Source organism: Streptomyces sp. NPDC111802 (genome assembly GCF_055634335.1).
The window spans coordinates 165583-183702 of the sequence record NZ_JBVKCZ010000006.1 but is presented as its reverse complement, the minus strand read 5'-3'; the positions used below and the strand labels follow the sequence as shown (position 1 = coordinate 183702).

Here is an 18120-nt window from a genome sequence, read left to right as displayed (position 1 = left end):
AGCGAAGGCCCCCCGCGGTTGCGAGGAGCCTTTGCTGTCTGTGCGCCGCCAGGGACTCGAACCCCGGACCCGCTGATGCTGCATCTCCCGGGGGGGTAACCCCCGGACCCCCAGCCGCGTCGCGGGGCCCGGGGGAGGCCGCACCAAAAAGCGAAGGCCCCCCGCGGTTGCGAGGAGCCTTTGCTGTCTGTGCGCCGCCAGGGACTCGAACCCCGGACCCGCTGATGCTGCATCTCCCGGGGGGTAACCCCCGGACCCCCAGCCGCGTCGCGGGACCCGGGAGAGGCCGCCCCAAAAAGCGAAGGCCCCCCGCAGTCGCGACGAGCCTTCGTTGTCTGTGCGCCGCCAGGGACTCGAACCCCGGACCCGCTGATGCTGTATTCCCCGGGGGGTAACCCCCGGACCCCCAGCCGCGTCGCGGGACCCGGGAGAGGCCGCACCAAAAAGCGAAGGCCCCCCGTGGTTGCGAGGAGCCTTTGCTGTCTGTGCGCCGCCAGGGACTCGAACCCCGGACCCGCTGATTAAGAGTCAGCTGCTCTAACCAACTGAGCTAGCGGCGCGTGCTGACGGCGTTAACTCTACATGACCTCCGGGAGTGCTCCGGACCACGCGCCCGGGGGTGGCGCAGAGGGGACCGGGGGGGCTTGTAAACCATTCGGACCGTCAACATGCGGGTCCGGAAGACAGTTGAGAAACTGACGGGGTGTACCGCCGCGGACATTTCCAACTGGAGTGTGAGGGGAATCGCATGGAGGCTCGGACTCCGGTATTCGAGGAATTCGATCCGGCGAGTGACTGCGACTGCCCCGGATGCGTTCACTGGCAACGCGTCCTGCCGCATTCCCGGGCCGGCCGCCACCCGGCCGCCCACCGGGCGCTGCTTCTCGCCGCAGCCGCTTCCACCACCGTCGTCGTAGGCCACACGGCCCCGGCCGTCGCCGCCCCCCACACATCCGACCACCAGGCCGTTCCCGCAGGTGACGAGCCCAATACCCCGCAGGGCGGCAAGGCCCCGCTGCATGGTCCCGGCGGTAGGCCGGCCAAGCCCTCCGACCCGGTCAAGGCGCCCGCGACGACCCGTGCGGAGATCATCAGGCGGGCCAAGAAATGGGTCGCCGCGAAGGTGCCGTACAGCATGTCGAGGTACTGGTCGGACGGATACCGGCAGGACTGCTCGGGCTTCGTCTCGATGGCCTGGAGCCTGCCCGGAAACGAATGGACGGGCAGCCTCGACCAGTACGGCGTACGAATCCCCAAGGCGGATCTGCAGCCGGGCGACATTCTGCTGTTCCACAATCCGGCCGACCCCGAGAAAGGCTCGCACGTCGTCATTTTCGGCGGCTGGACGGACCACACGCACACCTACTACATCGCCTACGAGGCGGCACCCCCGCACGCCCGCCGGCAGGCCACCCCGTACGCCTACTGGAACCACTCCGACCGCTACGTCGCCTACCGCTACAAGGGGCTGGCGGGCAGTTCGACGGGAACGAAACCGGACACCGGGCAGCAGGGCGGTGGCAAGCCCGGCGCCGCCAAGCCGGAGGGGCAGCCCGGTCCGGCGGTCTACCCGGGGCGGGCGCAGTTCGGCCCCGGGGCCAACAACGCGCACGTCACCCGGCTGGGCCGTCTGCTCGTCGAGCGCGGGGCCGGCCGGTACTACACCTCCGGCCCCGGTCCGCGCTGGTCGGACGCCGACCGCAGGGCCACGCAGGCCTTCCAGCTGGCGCAGGGCTGGCGGGGCCAGGACGCCGACGGGCTGCCGGGGCCGGAGACATGGGCGCTGCTGGTGTCGGGCCGGGGCAAGGACGTCCCGGCCGCCCCGACCGGTTCGACCGGCGCGAACCCGCCCGCGCCGCCGGCCTCGCACGGGGTGCCCGGCTATCCAGGCCGGGCGATGTTCCGGCCGGGCGTCAGCAACGAGTACGTCACCCGGCTCGGCAGTCAGCTGGTGAAGAAGGGATTCGGCAAGCACTACAAGACCGGGCCCGGACCGCGCTGGAGCGAGACGGACCGGCGAGCCGTGGAGGCCTTCCAACGTGCCCAGGGCTGGCGGGGCGGCGCGGCGGACGGCTATCCGGGGCCGGAGACCTGGCGGCGGCTCTTCTCGTAACCCGACATCCCGGCGACCACCGTTGTGACGCATCTGGCGCGGAGGCTGGAGGCACGCATGACCACTTCACACACGCCCGAGCCCGAGGGGCCCTCCCGGCCCGGACGGCTGATCCAGAACGAGGCGACCACCGAGATCCCCGTCCATCTGCTGTTCCGCGACGAGGCGGGCCCGGTGTCCGTTCCGCTCAGGCCGACGGTCGTGGCGCGCCGGCAGGGCACGGGGGAGCAGCCGCGGCTGCGCCGCCCGGTGCAGCCCAAGCCACGTCCCGAGCCACAGGTGGATCCCGAGCTGGTGGAGCGCCCCGCGCGGGTGCTGCCCGGCGCGGCCGGGGTGCTCGCCGGGGCCTGCGGGGCGGCCGGCTGCCTGGCCACCTCGTGGTGGGCCGGGGTGCTCCCGCCGCTGGCGGTTCATGCGCTGGGGCTACCGGTGTCCACGGGCGCCGGCCTGGGACCCGGGCAGTGGGCGGCGTACATCGGGGCCGGTGCGCTCGGGCTGCTCGGCCTCGGCGGGCTGGCGCGGGGGCAGACCGGGCGGGCCTGGGTGCTCGGGCTGTTCGGCGGCTACCGGGGGACGGTCCGGCGCACCGGGCTGATGTGGGTCAACCCGCTGCTGCTGCGCCGCCGGGTCGACGTACGGCTGCGGCACTGGCGCAGCGAGCCGATGCCGGCGGCCGACGGCAACGGGGTGGCGCTGCGGGTCGTCGTACTCGTGGTGTGGCGGGTGAAGGACACCGCGCGGGCCACGCTCGGGGTGGAGGACCACGAATCGTATCTGCGTGAGTGTGTCGAGGCGGCGCTGGCCCGGGTGCCGGTGGAGATGCCGGGTACCTCGCGGGGGTCGGTCGAGGTGGCCGCGGACACCCTGACCCGGTGGGTGGTGCGGGACGCGGGCGTGGTCGGGCTCGAGGTCTTCTCGGTGCGGCCGGTGCGGGTGGAGTACGCGCCCGAGGTCGCCGCGGCCATGCACCGCCGCCGTATCGCCGCGCTGGACGCCCAGGACCGGGCCACCATGGTCACCTCGGTCGTCGACTCGGTGGAGGACACGGTGACCCGGCTGACCATGCGGGGCCTGGTCGAGCTGGACGACTACGAACGCAAGGCGCTGGTCAAGGACTTGACGGTGGCGTTCTGCGCGGGGCGGGGCGAGACGGCGATCTGACGGCCCCTCGAACATCTCCCCTGACTGGTATGGACATGTTCAACAGTCAGCAATAATCTGAGACTTGGTCTAGACCTGCAAGCTCGCCGAACTTCCCCCACGTTCCCAGGAGCAGCAGCATGCGCAGAAAGGCCAAGTTGTACGCAGCCGCACTCGGGCTCAGCACCGCCGGGGCCCTCGTGCTCTCCACCGGTGGCGCCAGCAGCCATGGCTACACCGATCTCCCCATCAGCCGGCAGAAGCTCTGCCAGAACGGCACCGTGACCAACTGCGGCTCCATCCAGTGGGAGCCGCAGAGCGTCGAGGGCCCGAAGGGCTTCCCCGGCTCCGGACCGGCCGACGGCCAGATATGCAACGGCGGCCTCGGCCAGTTCAGCCAGCTCAGCGCGCCGAAGACGCCGTCCGGCGGCGCCTGGCCCACCACCAGGGTGACGGGCGGTCAGAACTACACGTTCCGCTGGCAGTTCACGGCCATGCACGCCACGACCGACTTCCGGTACTACGTCACCAAGCCGGGCTGGAACCAGAACCACAACCTGTCCCGCTCCGACCTCAATCTCACGCCGTTCTTCACGGTCCCCTACAACGGACAGCGCCCGCCGTCCACGCTCTCGCACAGCGGCACACTGCCGTCCGGGCTCAGCGGTCACCACGTCATTCTCGCGGTGTGGACGATCGCCGACACGGGCAACGCGTTCTATGCCTGCTCGGACGTCACCTTCTGAGGTTCCCTTGAGTCAGCACCCAGGCCGGCGTGGGTAGATCCCTCCCACGTCGGCCGATCGGGGTCGACGCATCGACCTCGGGGGACTGAACGATGGACGTGTTGTTCTACTTCGTACCCGGCCTGATCATGGCCGGGGCCCTGTTCATGGCGTACCGGGTGGTGCGCCGCTCGCTGCAGATACGCAGTGCGTGGAACAGCGGGCTGACCGCGCAGGCGCGCTGTCTGCGGTCGTACACGACCGTGAGTGGCGGCCACGGCGACACGTCCGTGCACACCACCCTGCACCACGTGTACGAGTTCACCGCGCGCGACGGTCGCGTGGTCCGGTTCGAGGAGGAGGGCGGGCCCGGGACCACGGTCGAGGGCGACCTCGTCACCGTCCACTACGCCGAGGGCCCACAGGTGGTGGCCACGGCCCACGCGCCGGGCCGCGTCAGGCACGCGGCGGCCGCTTTCGGCGTCCTCGTGTTCCTCGGGGTGGTCGTGGTGTTCTGCGTCGGCTTCATGGTCACGTACAACCAGGTCTTCGACGGCTTCGGCCCGGGCTTCGGCTTCGGCTTCGACGAGGACCCCGGCGGCACCACCGACACCGTCGTCGTCGACGGCGTCACGATCACCCCGTGACCCGTGCCCCGTGCCCCTCCACATCTGACGGTACGTCAACTATCGTGCGCCCCCATGGACTCCAGTGGACGGCGTACGGTCGCGGAGCTCGTCGCGGCGCGGTGGGGTGACCATCGGCCCGGGCTGTGGTTCGAGGACGCGGTGCTCACGCAGCACGAGGTGGCTGCCGGGGCCGCCGTCCGGGCCGCGCTGCTGGGCGACCTGTTGCCCTCCGGTGCCGAGCCGCATATCGGGGTGCTCCTGGACAACACCCCGGAGTACGCGATGTGGCTGGGCGCGGCCGCCCTCGCGGGAGCCGCCGTCGCCGGGATCAACCCCACCCGGCGGGGACCCGAGCTCGCTCGCGACATCCTGCACACCGAGTGCCGGGTCCTGGTCACCGAGCGCTCCCTGCTGCCGCTGCTCGACGGCCTGGAACTGCCCGGGGTCCGCCTGCTTCTGACCGGCACACCGGAGTACGACGCCCTGCTCGCCCCGTACGCAGGCGCCCGGCCGGATCCCTCCCGTGCCACCCCGCACGACCGGCTGCTGCTCTACTTCACCTCCGGCTCGACCGGTGCCCCCAAGGCCGCGATCTGCACCCAGGGGCGGCTGGCCGCGGCCGGGCACTCGCTCGCCGGGCAGTTCGGGGTGCGGCCCGACGACGTGCACTACATATGCATGCCGATGTTCCACGGCAACGCGGTGATCGCCGACTGGGCCCCCGCCCTCGCCGCCGGAGCGGGAGTGGCGCTGCGGCGGCGGTTCTCGGCGTCGGGGTTCCTGGCGGACGTACGGCGGTACGGGGTGACGTACTTCACCTACGTCGGCCGGGCGATCCAGTACGTCCTCGCCACCGAGCCGCACCCCGACGACCGGGACCACGCGCTGCGGCTCGGCTTCGGCACCGAGGCGGGTGCCGTGGACGCCGCCGCCTTCGAGCGGCGGTTCGGGGTGCGGCTGGTGGAGGGGTACGGGTCCTCCGAGGGCGGGGCCGCCGTGCAGTGGTCGCCGGGGACGCCGCCGGGGGCCGTGGGGCGGGCGGGGCCCGGGCTCGCCGTACTCGATCCGGAGACCTGCGCGGAGTGTCCGCCGGCCGTGTTCGACGCGGGTGGGCGGCTGGTCAACGGGGACACGGCGATCGGGGAGCTGGTCAATCGGGGGCCGAACCCCTTCGAGGGGTACTGGCGCAATCCCGAGGCGGAGGCGGAGCGGCGGCGGAAGGGCTGGTACTGGACGGGGGACCTGTTCTGCCGGGACGCCGACGGCTATCTGTACTTCGCGGGGCGCGGCGACGACCGGCTCCGGGTCGACGGGGAGAACCTGTCCGCCGCGATGATCGAGAACATCCTCGCCCGGTACGAGGGCGCGGCGGCCGTCGCCGTGTACGCGGTGCCGGATCCGGTGACCGGGGACCAGGTCATGGCGACGATCGCCGGGGAGTTCGACCCGGTGGGCTTCGCCGGGTTCCTGCTCGCCCAGCCGGATCTGGGGACGAAGATGGCGCCCCGGTTCGTGCGGGTGGTGGAGCGGATGCCGGTGACCGCCACGAACAAGATCCATCGGGCCGGGCTGAGACGGGAGGGGGTGCGGTGCGCCGACCCGGTGTGGTGGCGCCCGCCGGGGGAGCGGGCGTATCGGAGGCTCGCCGAGGCGGATGTCATGACATACGTCGAAGGGCCTCCCGCTCCCACGAGAGGCCCTTCGTCTGTGCGCCGCCAGGGACTCGAACCCCGGACCCGCTGATGCTGCGTTTCCCGGGGGATGACCCCCGGACCCCCAGGCCGCCCTTGCGGGACCGCGTCTCCAGGGGGTGGCTGTCTGGGTATATGTCGAAGGGCCCCTCGCTCCCACGAGAGGCCCTTCGTATGTGCGCCGCCAGGGACTCGAACCCCGGACCCGCTGATTAAGAGTCAGCTGCTCTAACCAACTGAGCTAGCGGCGCATGACTCCCGCCGACCACGGTCACAGTGTTCTCGCGGCTGGCGACGGAGAAAATACTACCTGGTCCGCGGGGGTGCTTCCGACCACCCGCGCGGACCGCCGGTCAGGACTGGATCGCCAGCGACAGCAGCACCGGCGCCGCGTTCCGGTTCAGTGTGTCCGCCGCCTGGCGCAGCCGGTGGGCGTGCTCGACCGGGAGGGACAGGGCCAGGCAGCCCACCGACGAGCCGGCCGTGATCGGGACGGCCGCGCACACCGTGCCCACCGCGTACTCCTGGAGGTCGAGGTGGGGGACCGTCGGCGGCTGGGACTCCAGGCGGGAGAGCAGCACCTTGTCGCTGGTGATCGTGCGTGAGGTGAGGCGGGCCATCTTGTGCCGTGAGAGATGGTCGCGCCGGCCGTTGTGGTCGAGCTGGCCCAGCAGGCTCTTGCCGATCGCGGTGGCGTGGGCGGAGAAGCGGAAGTCGACCCACTCGTTGACCACCGGGGTGGCCGGGCCGGCCGCGAACTGGTCGATCTTGATCTCGCCGTCGATGTACCGGCTGATGTAGACGGCGGCGCCGACCGAGTCCCGCAGCCGGTCCAGGGTGCGCTGGAGGGTGTCCCGCAGGGCCTGGTCACGGCCCTGGGCGGAACCGAGGCGGGCCAGGGCGTCGCCCGTGACGTACGCCCCGTCGGCGACCTGCTCGACGTATCCCTCACGGCGCAGCATCCGCAGGAGGCCGGTCAGGCGCCCCAGGCCGATGCCGGTCTGCCGGGACAGCTCGGCATCGGTGACTCCGGTGCTGTGCCGCGCCACGGTTTCCAGGACGCGCAGGGCGTCCTGGACCGAGTGGTACGGCGTTGTCGACTCGTGCTGCAGCGCCACGGTTCCCCCTGCGGTCGCACGTCGCTTCTCATCGGGCCGGGTTCGAGTCAGTCGATCCCCTCCACGATAAGGGGCAAGAGGCCTGTAGTGAGCGGTCGTTGACGAGATTGCGACACCCTCAACTGCGGTGCTAGCACTCTGGCATATGCCAAGGTCATGAGCCCGGTCATGGGCCCCGCACGGAGTCACAGCACAGCGCTGAGGAACTCCCGCGTCCGGTCGTTCTCCGGGTCGTTGAAGATTTTCTCCGGACTGCCGGATTCGATGACCCGGCCGGAGTCGAACATCAGGACCTGGTCCGAGATGTCCCGGGCGAAATTCATCTCGTGGGTCACACAGAGCATGGTGATGTCGGTGGTGCGGGCGATGTCCCGCAGCAGGTCGAGCACGCCCGCGACCAGCTCCGGGTCCAGCGCGGAGGTCACCTCGTCGAGCAGCAGCACCTGCGGTCGCATCGCCAGCGCCCGCGCGATCGCCACCCGCTGCTGCTGGCCGCCGGACAGCTGGGTCGGGCGGGCGTCGCACTTGTCGGCGAGGCCCACCATGTCGAGCAGCTCACGGGCGCGTGCCTCCGCCTCGTCCTTGGGCATGCCGAGGACGGTGACCGGGGCCTCGGTGATGTTCCGCAGCACGGTCATGTTCGGGAACAGGTTGAACTGCTGGAACACCATCCCGATCTTCTTGCGGACCTCGCGGATCTGCTTCTCGGGGGCCGGGAAGAGCGGTTCCCCGGCGACTGTGATCGAGCCCTCGTCGGGCTTGGTCAGGGTCATCAGCAGCCGCAGGATCGTCGTCTTGCCGGAGCCGGACGGGCCGATCAGGGTGACGTGCTTGCCGGACGCGACGGAGAAGTCGAGCCCGTCAAGCACCGTGTTCGAGCCGAACCGCTTGGTGACGTGGTCGAAGCGGATCAGCTCGCCGCCGTCCACCGGCGGGTTGGCGTTCGCGTCGGGTTCTTTCATCAAAGGGGTGTCAGCGGACAAGGCGTCGCTCCAGGGCTCGTACGAGAAGGGAGGCCGGATAGGCGATGAGGATGAAGGCCACACCGATGACCGTCAGGGGCTCGGTGAACTGGAAGTTCTCCTGCGCGAACAGCCGCGCCTCGCCGAGCATCTCCATGACCGTGATCGTCATCAGGATCGGGGTGTCCTTGAGCATCGCGATGACGTAGTTGCCGAGGGCGGGGACCACCCGGCGGATCGCCTGCGGCAGGATCACCACCCGCCACGTCCTGGTCACCGGCAGGTTCAGTGCCGTCGCGGCCTCCCACTGGCCGACGGGCACCGCCTCGATGCCGGCCCGGTAGACCTGCATCGTGTACGTCGAGTAGTGCAGCCCGATCGCGAAGACGCCGGTGGTCAGCGCCGAGGCGGTGACGCCCCACTCGGGCAGCACATAGAAGAGGAAGAACAGCTGCACCAGCAGCGGGGTGTTGCGGATGAACTCCGTGACCGCCCCGACCGGCCAGCGCACGAAGCGGCTCGGCGTGCGCATCAGCAGCGCCCACACCAGGCCAAGCGCGAACGAGATCAGCGAGCCGAGGGCCAGGATCTGCAGGGTGAGCAGCAGCCCGTCCCAGAAACGTGGCATGAAGTCGGCGACAGCGCCCCAGTCCCAGGTCATCCGAGAGCACCTCCCGCGCCCACACCGGTCGTCTCAGGTCGGTGCAGCTCCTGATCGGGCGTGCGCCCGACCGGCTTTCCGACACCGGCCTTGAGTTTGCGTTCCAGTCCGCGCATCCCCCGCGTGAGCAGGAAGGCGATGACGAAGTAGATCAGCAGCACATACGTGTAGATCTCCGCGCTCTCCTGGAGCGCCAGGCGCACCAGGTTGGCGCTGAAGGCCAGATCGCCCATGCCCATCACGGACACCAGCGCGGTGCCCTTCAGCAGTTCCACCAGCAGGTTGGTGAAGGAGGGGATCATCTCCGGCACCGCCTGCGGCAGCAGGATCAGCCGCATCCGCTGCCACGGCGTGAAGCTGAGCGCGATACCGCCCTCACGCTGTGCCGGGTCGACGGAGTTGAGGGCGCCGCGCACGATCTCGGCGCCGTACGCGCCGTATGTCAGACCGAGCGCGAGCGTGCCCGCCCAGAGGGGCACCAACTGCCAGCCGAACGCGACCGGCAGCACGAAGAACACCCAGAAGATCATGATCAGGGCGGAGGTCCCGCGGAACACCTCGGTGTAGACGCCCGCGAGGAAGCGGACGATCCACAGCCGGTGAGTGCGGGCCATGCCGACCCCGAAGGCGACCGCCGTGGCCACCAGTCCGCTCAGGACCAGCAACTGGACGGTGATCCATATCCCTTTGAGTACGAGTTCCCAGAGTCCCGAGGTCATCCGCCGCACAGCTCCTTCGCGGTGAGGTCGGTCATCTCCGCCTCCGTGAAGCCGAAGGGCTTGAGGATGCGGAACAGCTCGCCGCTCTTCTTGAGCTTGCGCAGCTCGACGTTGAAGGCGTCCCGCAGGCTCGTCTCGGTCGGCCGGAAGGCGAACGCGCCGCCGTCGACATGCGGTTTGCCCTCGACGAGGGGCGCGAAGGCCTTGGTGGACTCCGCCTTGGACGACTTCTTGACGACCTCACGGGTGGTCAGCGCCGTACCGGCGAAGACGTCCACACGCCCCGCCTCGACGGCGTTCAGCCCCGCGACCTGGTCCGGCACGATGAGGATGTCGCTCTCCTTGTACCCCGCCTCCACGGCGTACTGGATCTCGGCGTAGCCGGTCCCGGTGGCGAACTTGGCCTTCTTCTCGACGACGTCCTTGTAGTCGTGCAGCCCCTTGGGGTTGCCCTTGCGCACGATGAAGGCGTCGAGCATCTGGTAGTCGGGGTCGGAGAAGATGACCTGCTCACAGCGCTCGGGATTGACGTACATCCCGGCCGCGACGACATCGAACTGCTGTGAGTTCAGGCCCGGGATCAGCGAGCCGAACTCGGTCGGCACGGGCTGCACCGTGTCCACGCCCAGCCGTTTGAAGATGACCTTGGCGAGTTCCGGTGCCTCGCCGGTCAGTTCGCCGTTCTTGTCGATGTAACCGAAGGGGATCTCCCCCGCGATACCGAGGCGTACGACGCCCGCCGCCTTCAGCCGGTCGAGCAGGTCGCCGCCTTCCTTGGTCGATGCCGTGGCCACCCGTGAGCAGCCGGCCGCCCCCAGCGCACCGAGCGCCGCCACCCCCGCGAGCAGCGACCGGCGCGTGGTCCCAGGTGTGTTTCTGTCGTTCCCATTAGGTGGAGCCATGGCGGCGCGGCTACCCGGGACCATGCGATGTATGCACCCTGGAATGCATGACTGAACGGTTCATCGAGGTATCACTGGTCAAGCGGGAAATCCACTGCACGGCCAAGCTCCTGGACGATCGCGCCCCGCTGACCTGCGCGGCCGTCTGGGACGCCCTGCCCCTGATCGGCGACGTCTACCACGCCAAATACGCCCGCAACGAGATCTACGCCCTCTTCCCGCCCTTCGCGGAAACGGAGCCGCCCCTGGAAAACCCGACAGTCACCCCCATCCCGGGCGACCTGTGCTATTTCGCCTTCGCCGGAACGGAATTGGGCACCAAGTCCTACGGCTACGACCGTGAGGTCCGCCCCGGCACCACGGTGGTCGACCTGGCCCTGTTCTACGAGCGCAACAACCTGCTGCTGAACGGCGACGTGGGCTGGGTGCCCGGGATCGTCTGGGGCCAGATCGTGGAGGGCCTGGAGGCGATGGCCGAGGGCTGCAACGACCTGTGGCGGTCGGGGGCGCTGGGCGAGTCGCTGAGTTTCCGGCGGATCGAGGGATAGAACTCGGCTCTCCTCGGCCAGACTTGTGGCCATGTCGAACACGATCGCCGGGCTGCTCGGTGGTGTCATCGGGGCACTGATCTCGGCCCTCGCCATGTTCCTCGGGCCGCTGGCACATCAGCGGCAGATCGCCCGGCAGGAGCGGGCGAGGGCGGACCGTGAGGCGACCCAGGTGCAGTTGCAGCGGGTGGCCCGGGCTCGTACGGCGATCCGAGCGTGGCACGACTTCCTGCGCCGCGCCCTCACCGACCTGGAAGCCGGACTCGCCCTGGACGCGGAGCGGTTCCTTTCGCGGTCCGACACCATGCGGGACGAGGCGAGGGCGGCCTCGGACGAGCTGCTGGGCGGTGGACTGTGGATCGGATCGAACCAGTTCGGCGCCTTCGAGCAGGTGACGGAGCTGCTGCGTGATCGCTACGCCGGGCGTCCGGCCGTCGGCGCCGACGGCCGGACGTCGCTTGTCGAGGAGGATCTGGGTGGCCGTGCGGCGCCGAGTTGGAAGGAGGACCTCAACCACTCCAGAGCGAGTCTGAACGAGGATCTCCTGGCCTACGTCGAACGGCTGCGGGACCTACCCGTCGAGGTGATCGGCACCGGTACGACCGTCAGGCCCCGGCGGCCGTGACCTCGGCCTCGTACAGGGCGTGTGCCGCCCGCAGCACCAGATCGTCCCTGTGCCGGGCGGCCACGATCTGCAGGCCGATCGGCAGGCCGTCCCCGTCCGTGCCGACGGGGACGGTGGCCGCCGGCTGCTGGGTCAGGTTGAAGGGGTAGGTGAACGGTGTCCAGCCGGTCCACCTGCGATGCCCCGAGCCCTTCGGCACCTCGGCGCCCGCCTCGAAGGCCGTGATCGGGAGGGTCGGGGTGAGAAGGAGGTCGTAGGTGTCGTGGAAGCGGCCCATCCTGCGGCCCAGTTCCATCCTGACGTCCACCGCGGCCAGATAGTCCAGCGCGGAGCGCCTGGCGCCGGTCGCGCAGATCTCCCTGAGGCCCGGGTCGAGCAACTCCCGCTGGTGCGGCCCGAGATGCTGGGTCACCCGGGCCGCCCCGGTGAACCACAGGGTGTGGAAGGCGTCCACCGGGTCGGTGAAGTCGGGGTCGGTCTCCTCGACGTACGCCCCCAGCCCCGCCAGCCGCTCCACCGCCCGCCGAACCGCCGACGCGACCGCCGGGCGCACCGCCACCTGGCCGCCGAACGAGGGCGAGTAGGCGACCCGCAGACCGTGCACCCCGCCCGCCAGGGCGGTCACGAACGAGCCCGGCGCCTGCGGGAGCGCCGACCAGTCGCGGGAGTCGGGTGTGCCGATGACGTCGAGGAACAGGGCCGCGTCGGCCGCGTCGCGGGTCATCGGGCCGACGTGCGCCAGGGTGCCGAAGGCGCTCGCGGGGTACAGCGGGACCCGGCCGTACGTCGGTTTCAGGGCGAAGATTCCGCAGAAGGCCGCCGGGATACGCACACTGCCGCCGCCGTCGGTGCCGAGGGCGAGCGGTCCCGCGCCGAGCGCCACGGCCGCCGCCGCGCCGCCGCTGGAGCCGCCGGCGGTGCGGGTGGGGTCCAGGGGGTTGCGGGTGACGCCGGACAGGGGCGAGTCGGTGACGCCTTTCCAGCCGTACTCGGGGGTCGTGGTCTTGCCGAGGAAGACGGCGCCGTGCGCGCGCAGCCGGGCCACGGAGGGGGCGTCCTCGTCCCAACTGCCCTTCTCGGAGACGGCTTTCGAGCCCCGCAGCGTCGGTGCCCCGCGCATCAGCAGGATGTCCTTCACGGTGACCGGAACACCGTCGAGCAGACCGGCCGGTTCACCGCGCCGCCAGCGTTCCGCCGAGTCGGCGGCCTGCGCGAGGGCCGCGTCGGCGGTGAGCCGTACGAAGGCGTTGACCTCTGGCTGGATCCGTTCGGCCCGCTCCAGCGTCGCGCGGGTGGCGTCGACGGGGCTGAACTCTCCTTTGCGGTATCCGTCGAGGAGTTGTACGGCGGTCAGTTCGGTGAGATCCGTCATGGGTCGCCCTCCAGCCGTAGACGTCAGCGTCCGGGTACGTACCCACGCTGCTTGTCGACCACGTTCAGCAGCGGTCTGCCCGCCTGCCACCGCTCGTACAACTCCACGAACTGGGTGCCGAGTTCATCGCGCCAGCCGATGGTGTCCCCGCTCATGTGCGGCGAGACGATCAGACCCGGCAGCTCCCACAACGGGCTGTCGGGGGTGAGGGGTTCGTGCTCGAAGACATCGAGCGCCGCCCCCGCGATCCACCGCCTGGTGAGCGCCTCGGCCAGCGCCTCCTCCACCACCAGCTGCCCGCGGCCGACGTTGATGAACCGGGCGGAGGGCTGCATGACGCCGAACCGGCGGAGGTCGAACATGCCGTGCGTCTGCTCGGTGAGCGGCGCGGCCGCGATCACCCAGTCGGCGCGGGCCATCAGCCGGTCGAGGTCGTCGGGGCCGTGGATGCCGGTGCGCGGGACCCGGCCGACCAGCGCGGTGGTGATGTCCAGGGCCTTGAGCGTGCGGGCGATCGTACGGCCGATGGGGCCGGACCCGACCACGCAGGCGCGGGTGCCCGCCACGCGCTGCCCCTCGCGGTGCCGCCACTGGCGGGAGCGCTGGAAGTCCAGGGTCCTCGGCAGGTCCTTCGCCATCGCCAGCACCAGCGCCGCGACGTACTCGGCGATGGGCTGGTCGAAGATCCCGCGCGCGTTGGTGACCACGGTGTCGGACGCGGTGAGCTCCGGGCACATCAGATGGTCCACGCCCGCGCTCGCCGTGTGCACCCAGCGCGGGCGCGGTCCCTCGCCGGGCCAGGCGTGGCGCACGGCGTGCGAGGTGAAGTCCCAGACCAGGAGCACATCGGCGTGCGGCAGCCGTTCGGCGAGCGTCGACGGGTCCGCGTGTTCGACGCGGGCGCGGCCCGTGAGGCGGCCGAGGCGGGGGAGCGGGTCGGCGTCGAGGACGAGGAGCGTGGGCGGCGGGCCCGAAGCGGATGAGGTCATTCGGGGTCGCTTCTCCGGGGGTGTGAGGGGGCGCTTTGCCGGTCCTTGCGGGGGTATGCGGGCGCCGTTTCGCAGAGTTTTACTTGTCGGAAACGGCCGTCTGACATGCGACGTTTGACCACGCTCGCACCCGAACCTACCTTCGTCAACACGGGCGTACGTACGGTCCGTTGCTCACCCGTATCTCGTAGTGAGGACGGTGCCTGCCATGGCCATGGACATTTCCTTCCTCGGCGGCCCACGCCCGCAGCGCGGTGTCGGAGTCGTCGCCCCGTTCGACTTCGCGCTGGACCGGGAGCTGTGGCGCTGGGTGCCGGACGAGATCTCGCTGCATCTGACCCGGACGCCGTTCGTCCCGGTCGAGGTCAGCCTGGATCTGGCGCGGCTGGTCAGCGAGCACGAGACGCTGGGCGACGGCGTCCGCACCCTGACCGCGATCTCGCCCGAGGTCGTCGCCTACGCCTGCACCTCCGGCAGTTTCGTCGGCGGCATCGCCGGCGAGCGGGCGATGTGCGAGGCGATGACCCGGGCGGGCGCGATACCGGCCGTCACCACCTCGGGCGCGCTCCTTGAGGCGCTCACCGAGCTCGGCGTACGGCGGGTGGCGCTGGTGACGCCGTACACGGTGTCGGTGACGCGGGCCCTGGAGGACTACGTGGCCGAGGCGGGGGTAGCGGTCACCGGGTGCGCGTTCATGGGGCTCACCCGGCACATCTGGAAGGTGCCGTACCGCGATGTGGCCGACATGGCACGCAGGGCCGTGCGCCGCTCGGCCGACGCGCTGTTCATCAGCTGCACCAACCTCCCGACCTACGACGTGATCCCCCAACTGGAGGCGGAACTGCGCATCCCGGTGCTCTCGGCCAACCAGGTGACGATGTGGGCTGCGCTGCGCAGGGTGGGTACTCGCGCGGTGGGGCCCTATCAGGCGCTGATCGATCCGGCGGCCCGGATCGACCCGTCCGCGCGGAGCGGGCCCGTGCTTCCGGACGTGCCGGATGTTCCCGAGCAGGAACAGCAGTAGAAAGGGTGACATGACCGCTCTCGGAATTCTCTACCCCGGCCACTCCGCCGAGGACGACTATCCGCGCATCGAGCAACTGCTGGCCGGCGGCATCCGGCTCGACCTCGTGCACACCGACATCGGCGAGGACGCGCACCGGGTGGACGCGCTGCTGCGGATGGGCTCCGCGGAGCGGCTCGCGGAGGGCGTGGAGGCGCTGCGTCTGACGGGTGCCGAGGCGGTGGTGTGGGCGTGCACGTCCGGCAGCTTCGTCTACGGCTGGGAGGGTGCCCACGAGCAGGTGCGCACCCTCGCCGTCACCGCGGGCATGCCGGCTTCCTCGACGTCCTTCGCCTTCGTGCACGCCGCCCGGGAACTCGGCGTACGGCGAGTGGCCGTCGGCGCGACCTACCCGGACGACGTGGCGGCGCTCTTCGCGGAGTTCCTGCGGGCGGGCGGCGCGGAGGTGGTCTCGGTGCGCGGCTCCGGGATCATCACGGCCGCGGAGGTCGGCACGTGGGGCGAGGCCGAGGTGTTCGCGCTGGCCAAGGAGGTGGACGCGCCGGACGCGGAGGCGGTGCTGCTGCCGGACACGGCACTGCACACGGCCGCCCACATCCCGGCCCTGGAACGCGAACTCGGCAAACCGGTCCTCACGGCGAACCAGGTCACCGTGTGGGAGGCGCTGCGCCTGGCGGACCGCCGTGTGAACGCGGCGGCGCTGGGCGCGCTGTTCACCCGGGAGCCGATCGTGCAGGTGTGAGGGGGCGGCGCCAGGCGGTGGGGCGCCTGACGGCGGCGGCCGGCGCCGGGGCGCACGACGCCGGGGTCAGACTGCCGGGCGCCCGACGGACAGCTCGGCGCTGAACACCCGCTCCCCCTGCTGGATGCCGCTCACCCGGACCCGCTGCTCCCCGTCCGCCCCCGTGCCCTCGACGCGGGCGTCGATCCAGCAGGGGGCGTCGAGTTCGGCGTAGCGCGTGAACTCGGCGTCCAGGCCGAGTAGCAGGGCCCGGGGCTGCCGGGTCACGGCACGGGCGGCCTGGCGGGCGGCCTCGATCAGCACCATGCCGGGGACGTGGTCCACGGGGTGGTCGAAGTAGACCGCGTGCCCGGTGTCGACCCGCAGCTCCCACCGTGCCTCGCCGGGCGCCGCCGCGGCGGCGAGCACGACGTGCTCCGGGCTCGTGTGCCCCACCTCGCCCGGGTCGATCGGCGCCGGAAGGGCGCGGCCGGTGGTGGTGGGGCGGCCGGCGCGCAGCCGTCGGTGGGCGGCGGGGCTGGTGCAGCTGAAGCTGGCGCCGCCGGTCGCCACGGTCAGGCCGGCCCGCCGGACGGAGACCTCGTAGCGCATACCGGCGATGCTCCGGCCCCGGCGGACTATGTCGTGGCACCTGGTGTGCAGCTCTATGTCGGTCGGGGCGGGACCGGTCTCGAACGCCGCCGCGTCGGCGGTGAACGACATGTTCCACATCAGGAACTGATGGCCGAAGGGCACCCCGTACTCCGCGTGCGACAGCAGCGTTCCGGCCTGCCGTATCGACTCGACCAGGAGCAGCGGATCCTGGTGGCCGCCCACCGGGGCGAAGAGCGCGTGGGTGCGCGGCCACTGGCCCCGGACCACGAAGGAGTCCGTGGTGTCGGCCGCCCAGCCGGTCAGGAACACCTCGGCCACGGACACCCGATGGACGTACTCGCGCGGGACCGTGGCGGTCAGCCGCGGGTCCCCGAGGGGAGTACGGATGGTCGTGGGCGCTTGGACGGTGGTCAGCATCCGTGGCACTCCTGTCTGTTCGCGGACAGGGGTGGGTGGACGCGCGCCCTGACCCCCGTCTCCGATGAACGCGTGTTCCCTCGAACATACAGACAGGGTGGATTGGTTTCAAAGTAAAAGCTCTTCAAAGACCGGCTGACTTGTTTGGTTTACAGGGCGGTTACGTTGGCTTGACTCGCTCATGTACATGGCAGTCGGCTGGGCCGAGTGGAAGTAGTGGGAGGAAATGTCCGTACTTCTGAGCCGTATGAGGCAGTTGTTCAAAAAGCAACTTGTCGGCTTCGCTGTCGGCGCTCCGGTCCGGACCACGTTGACAAACCGGCAACCCTGCCTGGTACCGTCCGGAAGGCGAGCGCTCAACAGTTCGATGTGATGTGCCTGGGGGAGGGCGTGACATGGATCGGCAGGTCATGGATTCGGCGAGAACGCGCGTCGGGGCGGATCAGCCGGTGTCCGAGAATGCGCGGGCGCTGCGCATTCTCGTGGTCGAGGGTGATCTCCCGGAGGCCGAGGGCCTGGTGCAGGAGTTGAGCCGCCACGGCTATCAGGCGCAGGGCGTGGCCACCGGGGCCGAGGCGTTACGGGCCCATGGCGAGGCCGACCTGGTTCTGCTGGACCTCGATCTGCCCGATCTGGACGGACTCGAGGTGTGCCGCCGGATGCGGGCGGCCGGTGACGTGCCGATCATCGCGGTGACCGGTCGGGCGGCCGAAATCGACTGTGTGCTCGGGCTGCAGGCGGGATCCGACGACTATGTCGTCAAGCCGTACGGGCTGAGGGAGCTGCTGGCCCGGATGGAAGCGGTGCTGCGCCGGGTCCGTCCCCGGCCGCCGGCCCAGGTCATCACCTACGGCCCGCTGCGGATGGACGCCGATGCCCGCGAACTCCTGTTGGAGGGGCGGCGGGTGGACCTCACGCCCAAGGAGTTCGACCTGCTGTATCTGCTCGCCTCCCGGCCGGGCATCACCCTCTCCCGCCGTCAGCTGCTGAGCCAGGTGTGGGACGACGAGTGGTCGCAGCGCGGCCGCACCATAGACACCCATGTCAGCAGTCTGCGCAGCAAGCTCGGATCGAGTCGCTGGATCGTGAACGTACGAGGCGTCGGTTTTCGGCTCGGGCGTGTCTGATCCGAGGCGGAACCGGGCTGGT

General features: G+C 70.6%; 18 protein-coding genes and 2 tRNA genes. 10 read left to right on the top strand and 10 right to left on the bottom strand.

Features of this window, described 5'->3' with window-relative positions; genetic code table 11:
* Nucleotides 1-486 precede the first annotated feature (486 nt).
* Nucleotides 487-560: transfer RNA gene (locus tag ACZ7NC_RS08525), tRNA-Lys, on the bottom strand.
* A 188-nt stretch (nt 561-748) separates the two neighbouring features.
* Here ACZ7NC_RS08525 and ACZ7NC_RS08520 point away from each other — a divergent pair.
* From ACZ7NC_RS08520 to ACZ7NC_RS08500, 5 genes are all read left to right on the top strand, one after another.
* Complete coding sequence (locus ACZ7NC_RS08520; protein WP_471486109.1) at nt 749-2113, top strand: peptidoglycan-binding protein; 1365 nt, start codon at nt 749-751, stop codon at nt 2111-2113.
* A 57-nt stretch (nt 2114-2170) separates the two neighbouring features.
* Complete coding sequence (locus tag ACZ7NC_RS08515; protein ID WP_471486107.1) at nt 2171-3274, top strand: SPFH domain-containing protein; 1104 nt, start codon at nt 2171-2173, stop codon at nt 3272-3274.
* 119 nt (nt 3275-3393) lie between these two features.
* On the top strand, nt 3394-3999 hold the full coding sequence (locus ACZ7NC_RS08510; protein WP_471486105.1) for a lytic polysaccharide monooxygenase auxiliary activity family 9 protein: 606 nt from the start codon (nt 3394-3396) through the stop codon (nt 3997-3999).
* A gap of 92 nt (nt 4000-4091) precedes the next feature.
* Entirely contained in the window at nt 4092-4625 is a 534-nt protein-coding gene (locus ACZ7NC_RS08505; RefSeq protein ID WP_471486103.1) for a hypothetical protein, read from the top strand.
* Between the two features lie 54 nt (nt 4626-4679).
* Nucleotides 4680-6350, top strand: a complete 1671-nt coding sequence (locus ACZ7NC_RS08500) for an AMP-binding protein (protein ID WP_471486102.1) — start codon at nt 4680-4682, stop codon at nt 6348-6350.
* A gap of 125 nt (nt 6351-6475) precedes the next feature.
* Here the strand turns inward: ACZ7NC_RS08500 and ACZ7NC_RS08495 are convergent.
* From ACZ7NC_RS08495 to ehuB, 6 genes are all read right to left on the bottom strand, one after another.
* Nucleotides 6476-6549, bottom strand: a tRNA-Lys gene (locus tag ACZ7NC_RS08495).
* 102 nt (nt 6550-6651) lie between these two features.
* Nucleotides 6652-7416, bottom strand: a complete 765-nt coding sequence (locus ACZ7NC_RS08490) for an IclR family transcriptional regulator (RefSeq protein ID WP_471486100.1) — start codon at nt 7414-7416, stop codon at nt 6652-6654.
* Between the two features lie 185 nt (nt 7417-7601).
* Nucleotides 7602-8378, bottom strand: a complete 777-nt coding sequence (gene ehuA / locus ACZ7NC_RS08485; protein ID WP_471486098.1) for an ectoine/hydroxyectoine ABC transporter ATP-binding protein EhuA — start codon at nt 8376-8378, stop codon at nt 7602-7604.
* A 10-nt stretch (nt 8379-8388) separates the two neighbouring features.
* A complete protein-coding gene (ehuD, locus tag ACZ7NC_RS08480) occupies nt 8389-9039 on the bottom strand; it encodes an ectoine/hydroxyectoine ABC transporter permease subunit EhuD (protein WP_471486096.1) in 651 nt (216 codons plus the stop codon).
* Nucleotides 9036-9758 (bottom strand): ectoine/hydroxyectoine ABC transporter permease subunit EhuC, encoded by a 723-nt coding sequence (ehuC, locus tag ACZ7NC_RS08475; RefSeq protein WP_471486095.1) that lies wholly within the window; start codon nt 9756-9758, stop codon nt 9036-9038. Before ehuC ends, ehuD begins: the two co-directional genes overlap by 4 nt.
* Complete coding sequence (gene ehuB / locus ACZ7NC_RS08470; RefSeq protein WP_471486093.1) at nt 9755-10684, bottom strand: ectoine/hydroxyectoine ABC transporter substrate-binding protein EhuB; 930 nt, start codon at nt 10682-10684, stop codon at nt 9755-9757. The genes ehuC and ehuB overlap by 4 nt, the downstream gene beginning before the upstream one ends.
* Before the next feature lie 23 nt (nt 10685-10707).
* On the opposite strand from ehuB, the gene ACZ7NC_RS08465 reads away from it, so the two are divergent.
* Complete coding sequence (locus tag ACZ7NC_RS08465) at nt 10708-11208, top strand: DUF3830 family protein (protein WP_471486091.1); 501 nt, start codon at nt 10708-10710, stop codon at nt 11206-11208.
* A gap of 31 nt (nt 11209-11239) precedes the next feature.
* Complete coding sequence (locus ACZ7NC_RS08460; protein ID WP_471486089.1) at nt 11240-11833, top strand: hypothetical protein; 594 nt, start codon at nt 11240-11242, stop codon at nt 11831-11833.
* Here the strand turns inward: ACZ7NC_RS08460 and ACZ7NC_RS08455 are convergent.
* The gene (locus ACZ7NC_RS08455) at nt 11814-13205 is read right to left on the bottom strand and encodes an amidase (RefSeq protein WP_471486088.1); all 1392 of its coding nucleotides are present in this window, start codon (nt 13203-13205) and stop codon (nt 11814-11816) included. The genes ACZ7NC_RS08460 and ACZ7NC_RS08455 overlap by 20 nt on opposite strands.
* A 23-nt stretch (nt 13206-13228) precedes the next feature.
* Nucleotides 13229-14194 carry a D-2-hydroxyacid dehydrogenase gene (locus tag ACZ7NC_RS08450; RefSeq protein WP_471486086.1) on the bottom strand — a complete coding sequence of 322 codons (966 nt, stop codon included), beginning with the start codon at nt 14192-14194 and terminating at the stop codon, nt 13229-13231.
* A 214-nt stretch (nt 14195-14408) separates the two neighbouring features.
* Between ACZ7NC_RS08450 and ACZ7NC_RS08445 the strand changes: the two genes are divergently transcribed.
* Both ACZ7NC_RS08445 and ACZ7NC_RS08440 read left to right on the top strand, forming a co-directional pair.
* Nucleotides 14409-15218: a maleate cis-trans isomerase family protein gene (locus ACZ7NC_RS08445; protein WP_471486279.1), complete on the top strand. Its 810-nt coding sequence runs from the start codon at nt 14409-14411 to the stop codon at nt 15216-15218.
* A 10-nt stretch (nt 15219-15228) separates the two neighbouring features.
* On the top strand, nt 15229-15960 hold the full coding sequence (locus ACZ7NC_RS08440; protein ID WP_471486084.1) for a maleate cis-trans isomerase family protein: 732 nt from the start codon (nt 15229-15231) through the stop codon (nt 15958-15960).
* A gap of 66 nt (nt 15961-16026) precedes the next feature.
* Here ACZ7NC_RS08440 and ACZ7NC_RS08435 read toward each other — a convergent pair whose 3' ends face one another.
* Nucleotides 16027-16971: a ScbA/BarX family gamma-butyrolactone biosynthesis protein gene (locus ACZ7NC_RS08435; RefSeq protein WP_471486083.1), complete on the bottom strand. Its 945-nt coding sequence runs from the start codon at nt 16969-16971 to the stop codon at nt 16027-16029.
* Between the two features lie 395 nt (nt 16972-17366).
* Between ACZ7NC_RS08435 and ACZ7NC_RS08430 the strand changes: the two genes are divergently transcribed.
* Nucleotides 17367-18098, top strand: a complete 732-nt coding sequence (locus ACZ7NC_RS08430) for a response regulator transcription factor (protein WP_471486082.1) — start codon at nt 17367-17369, stop codon at nt 18096-18098.
* The last annotated feature ends 22 nt before the right edge of the window (nt 18099-18120 follow it).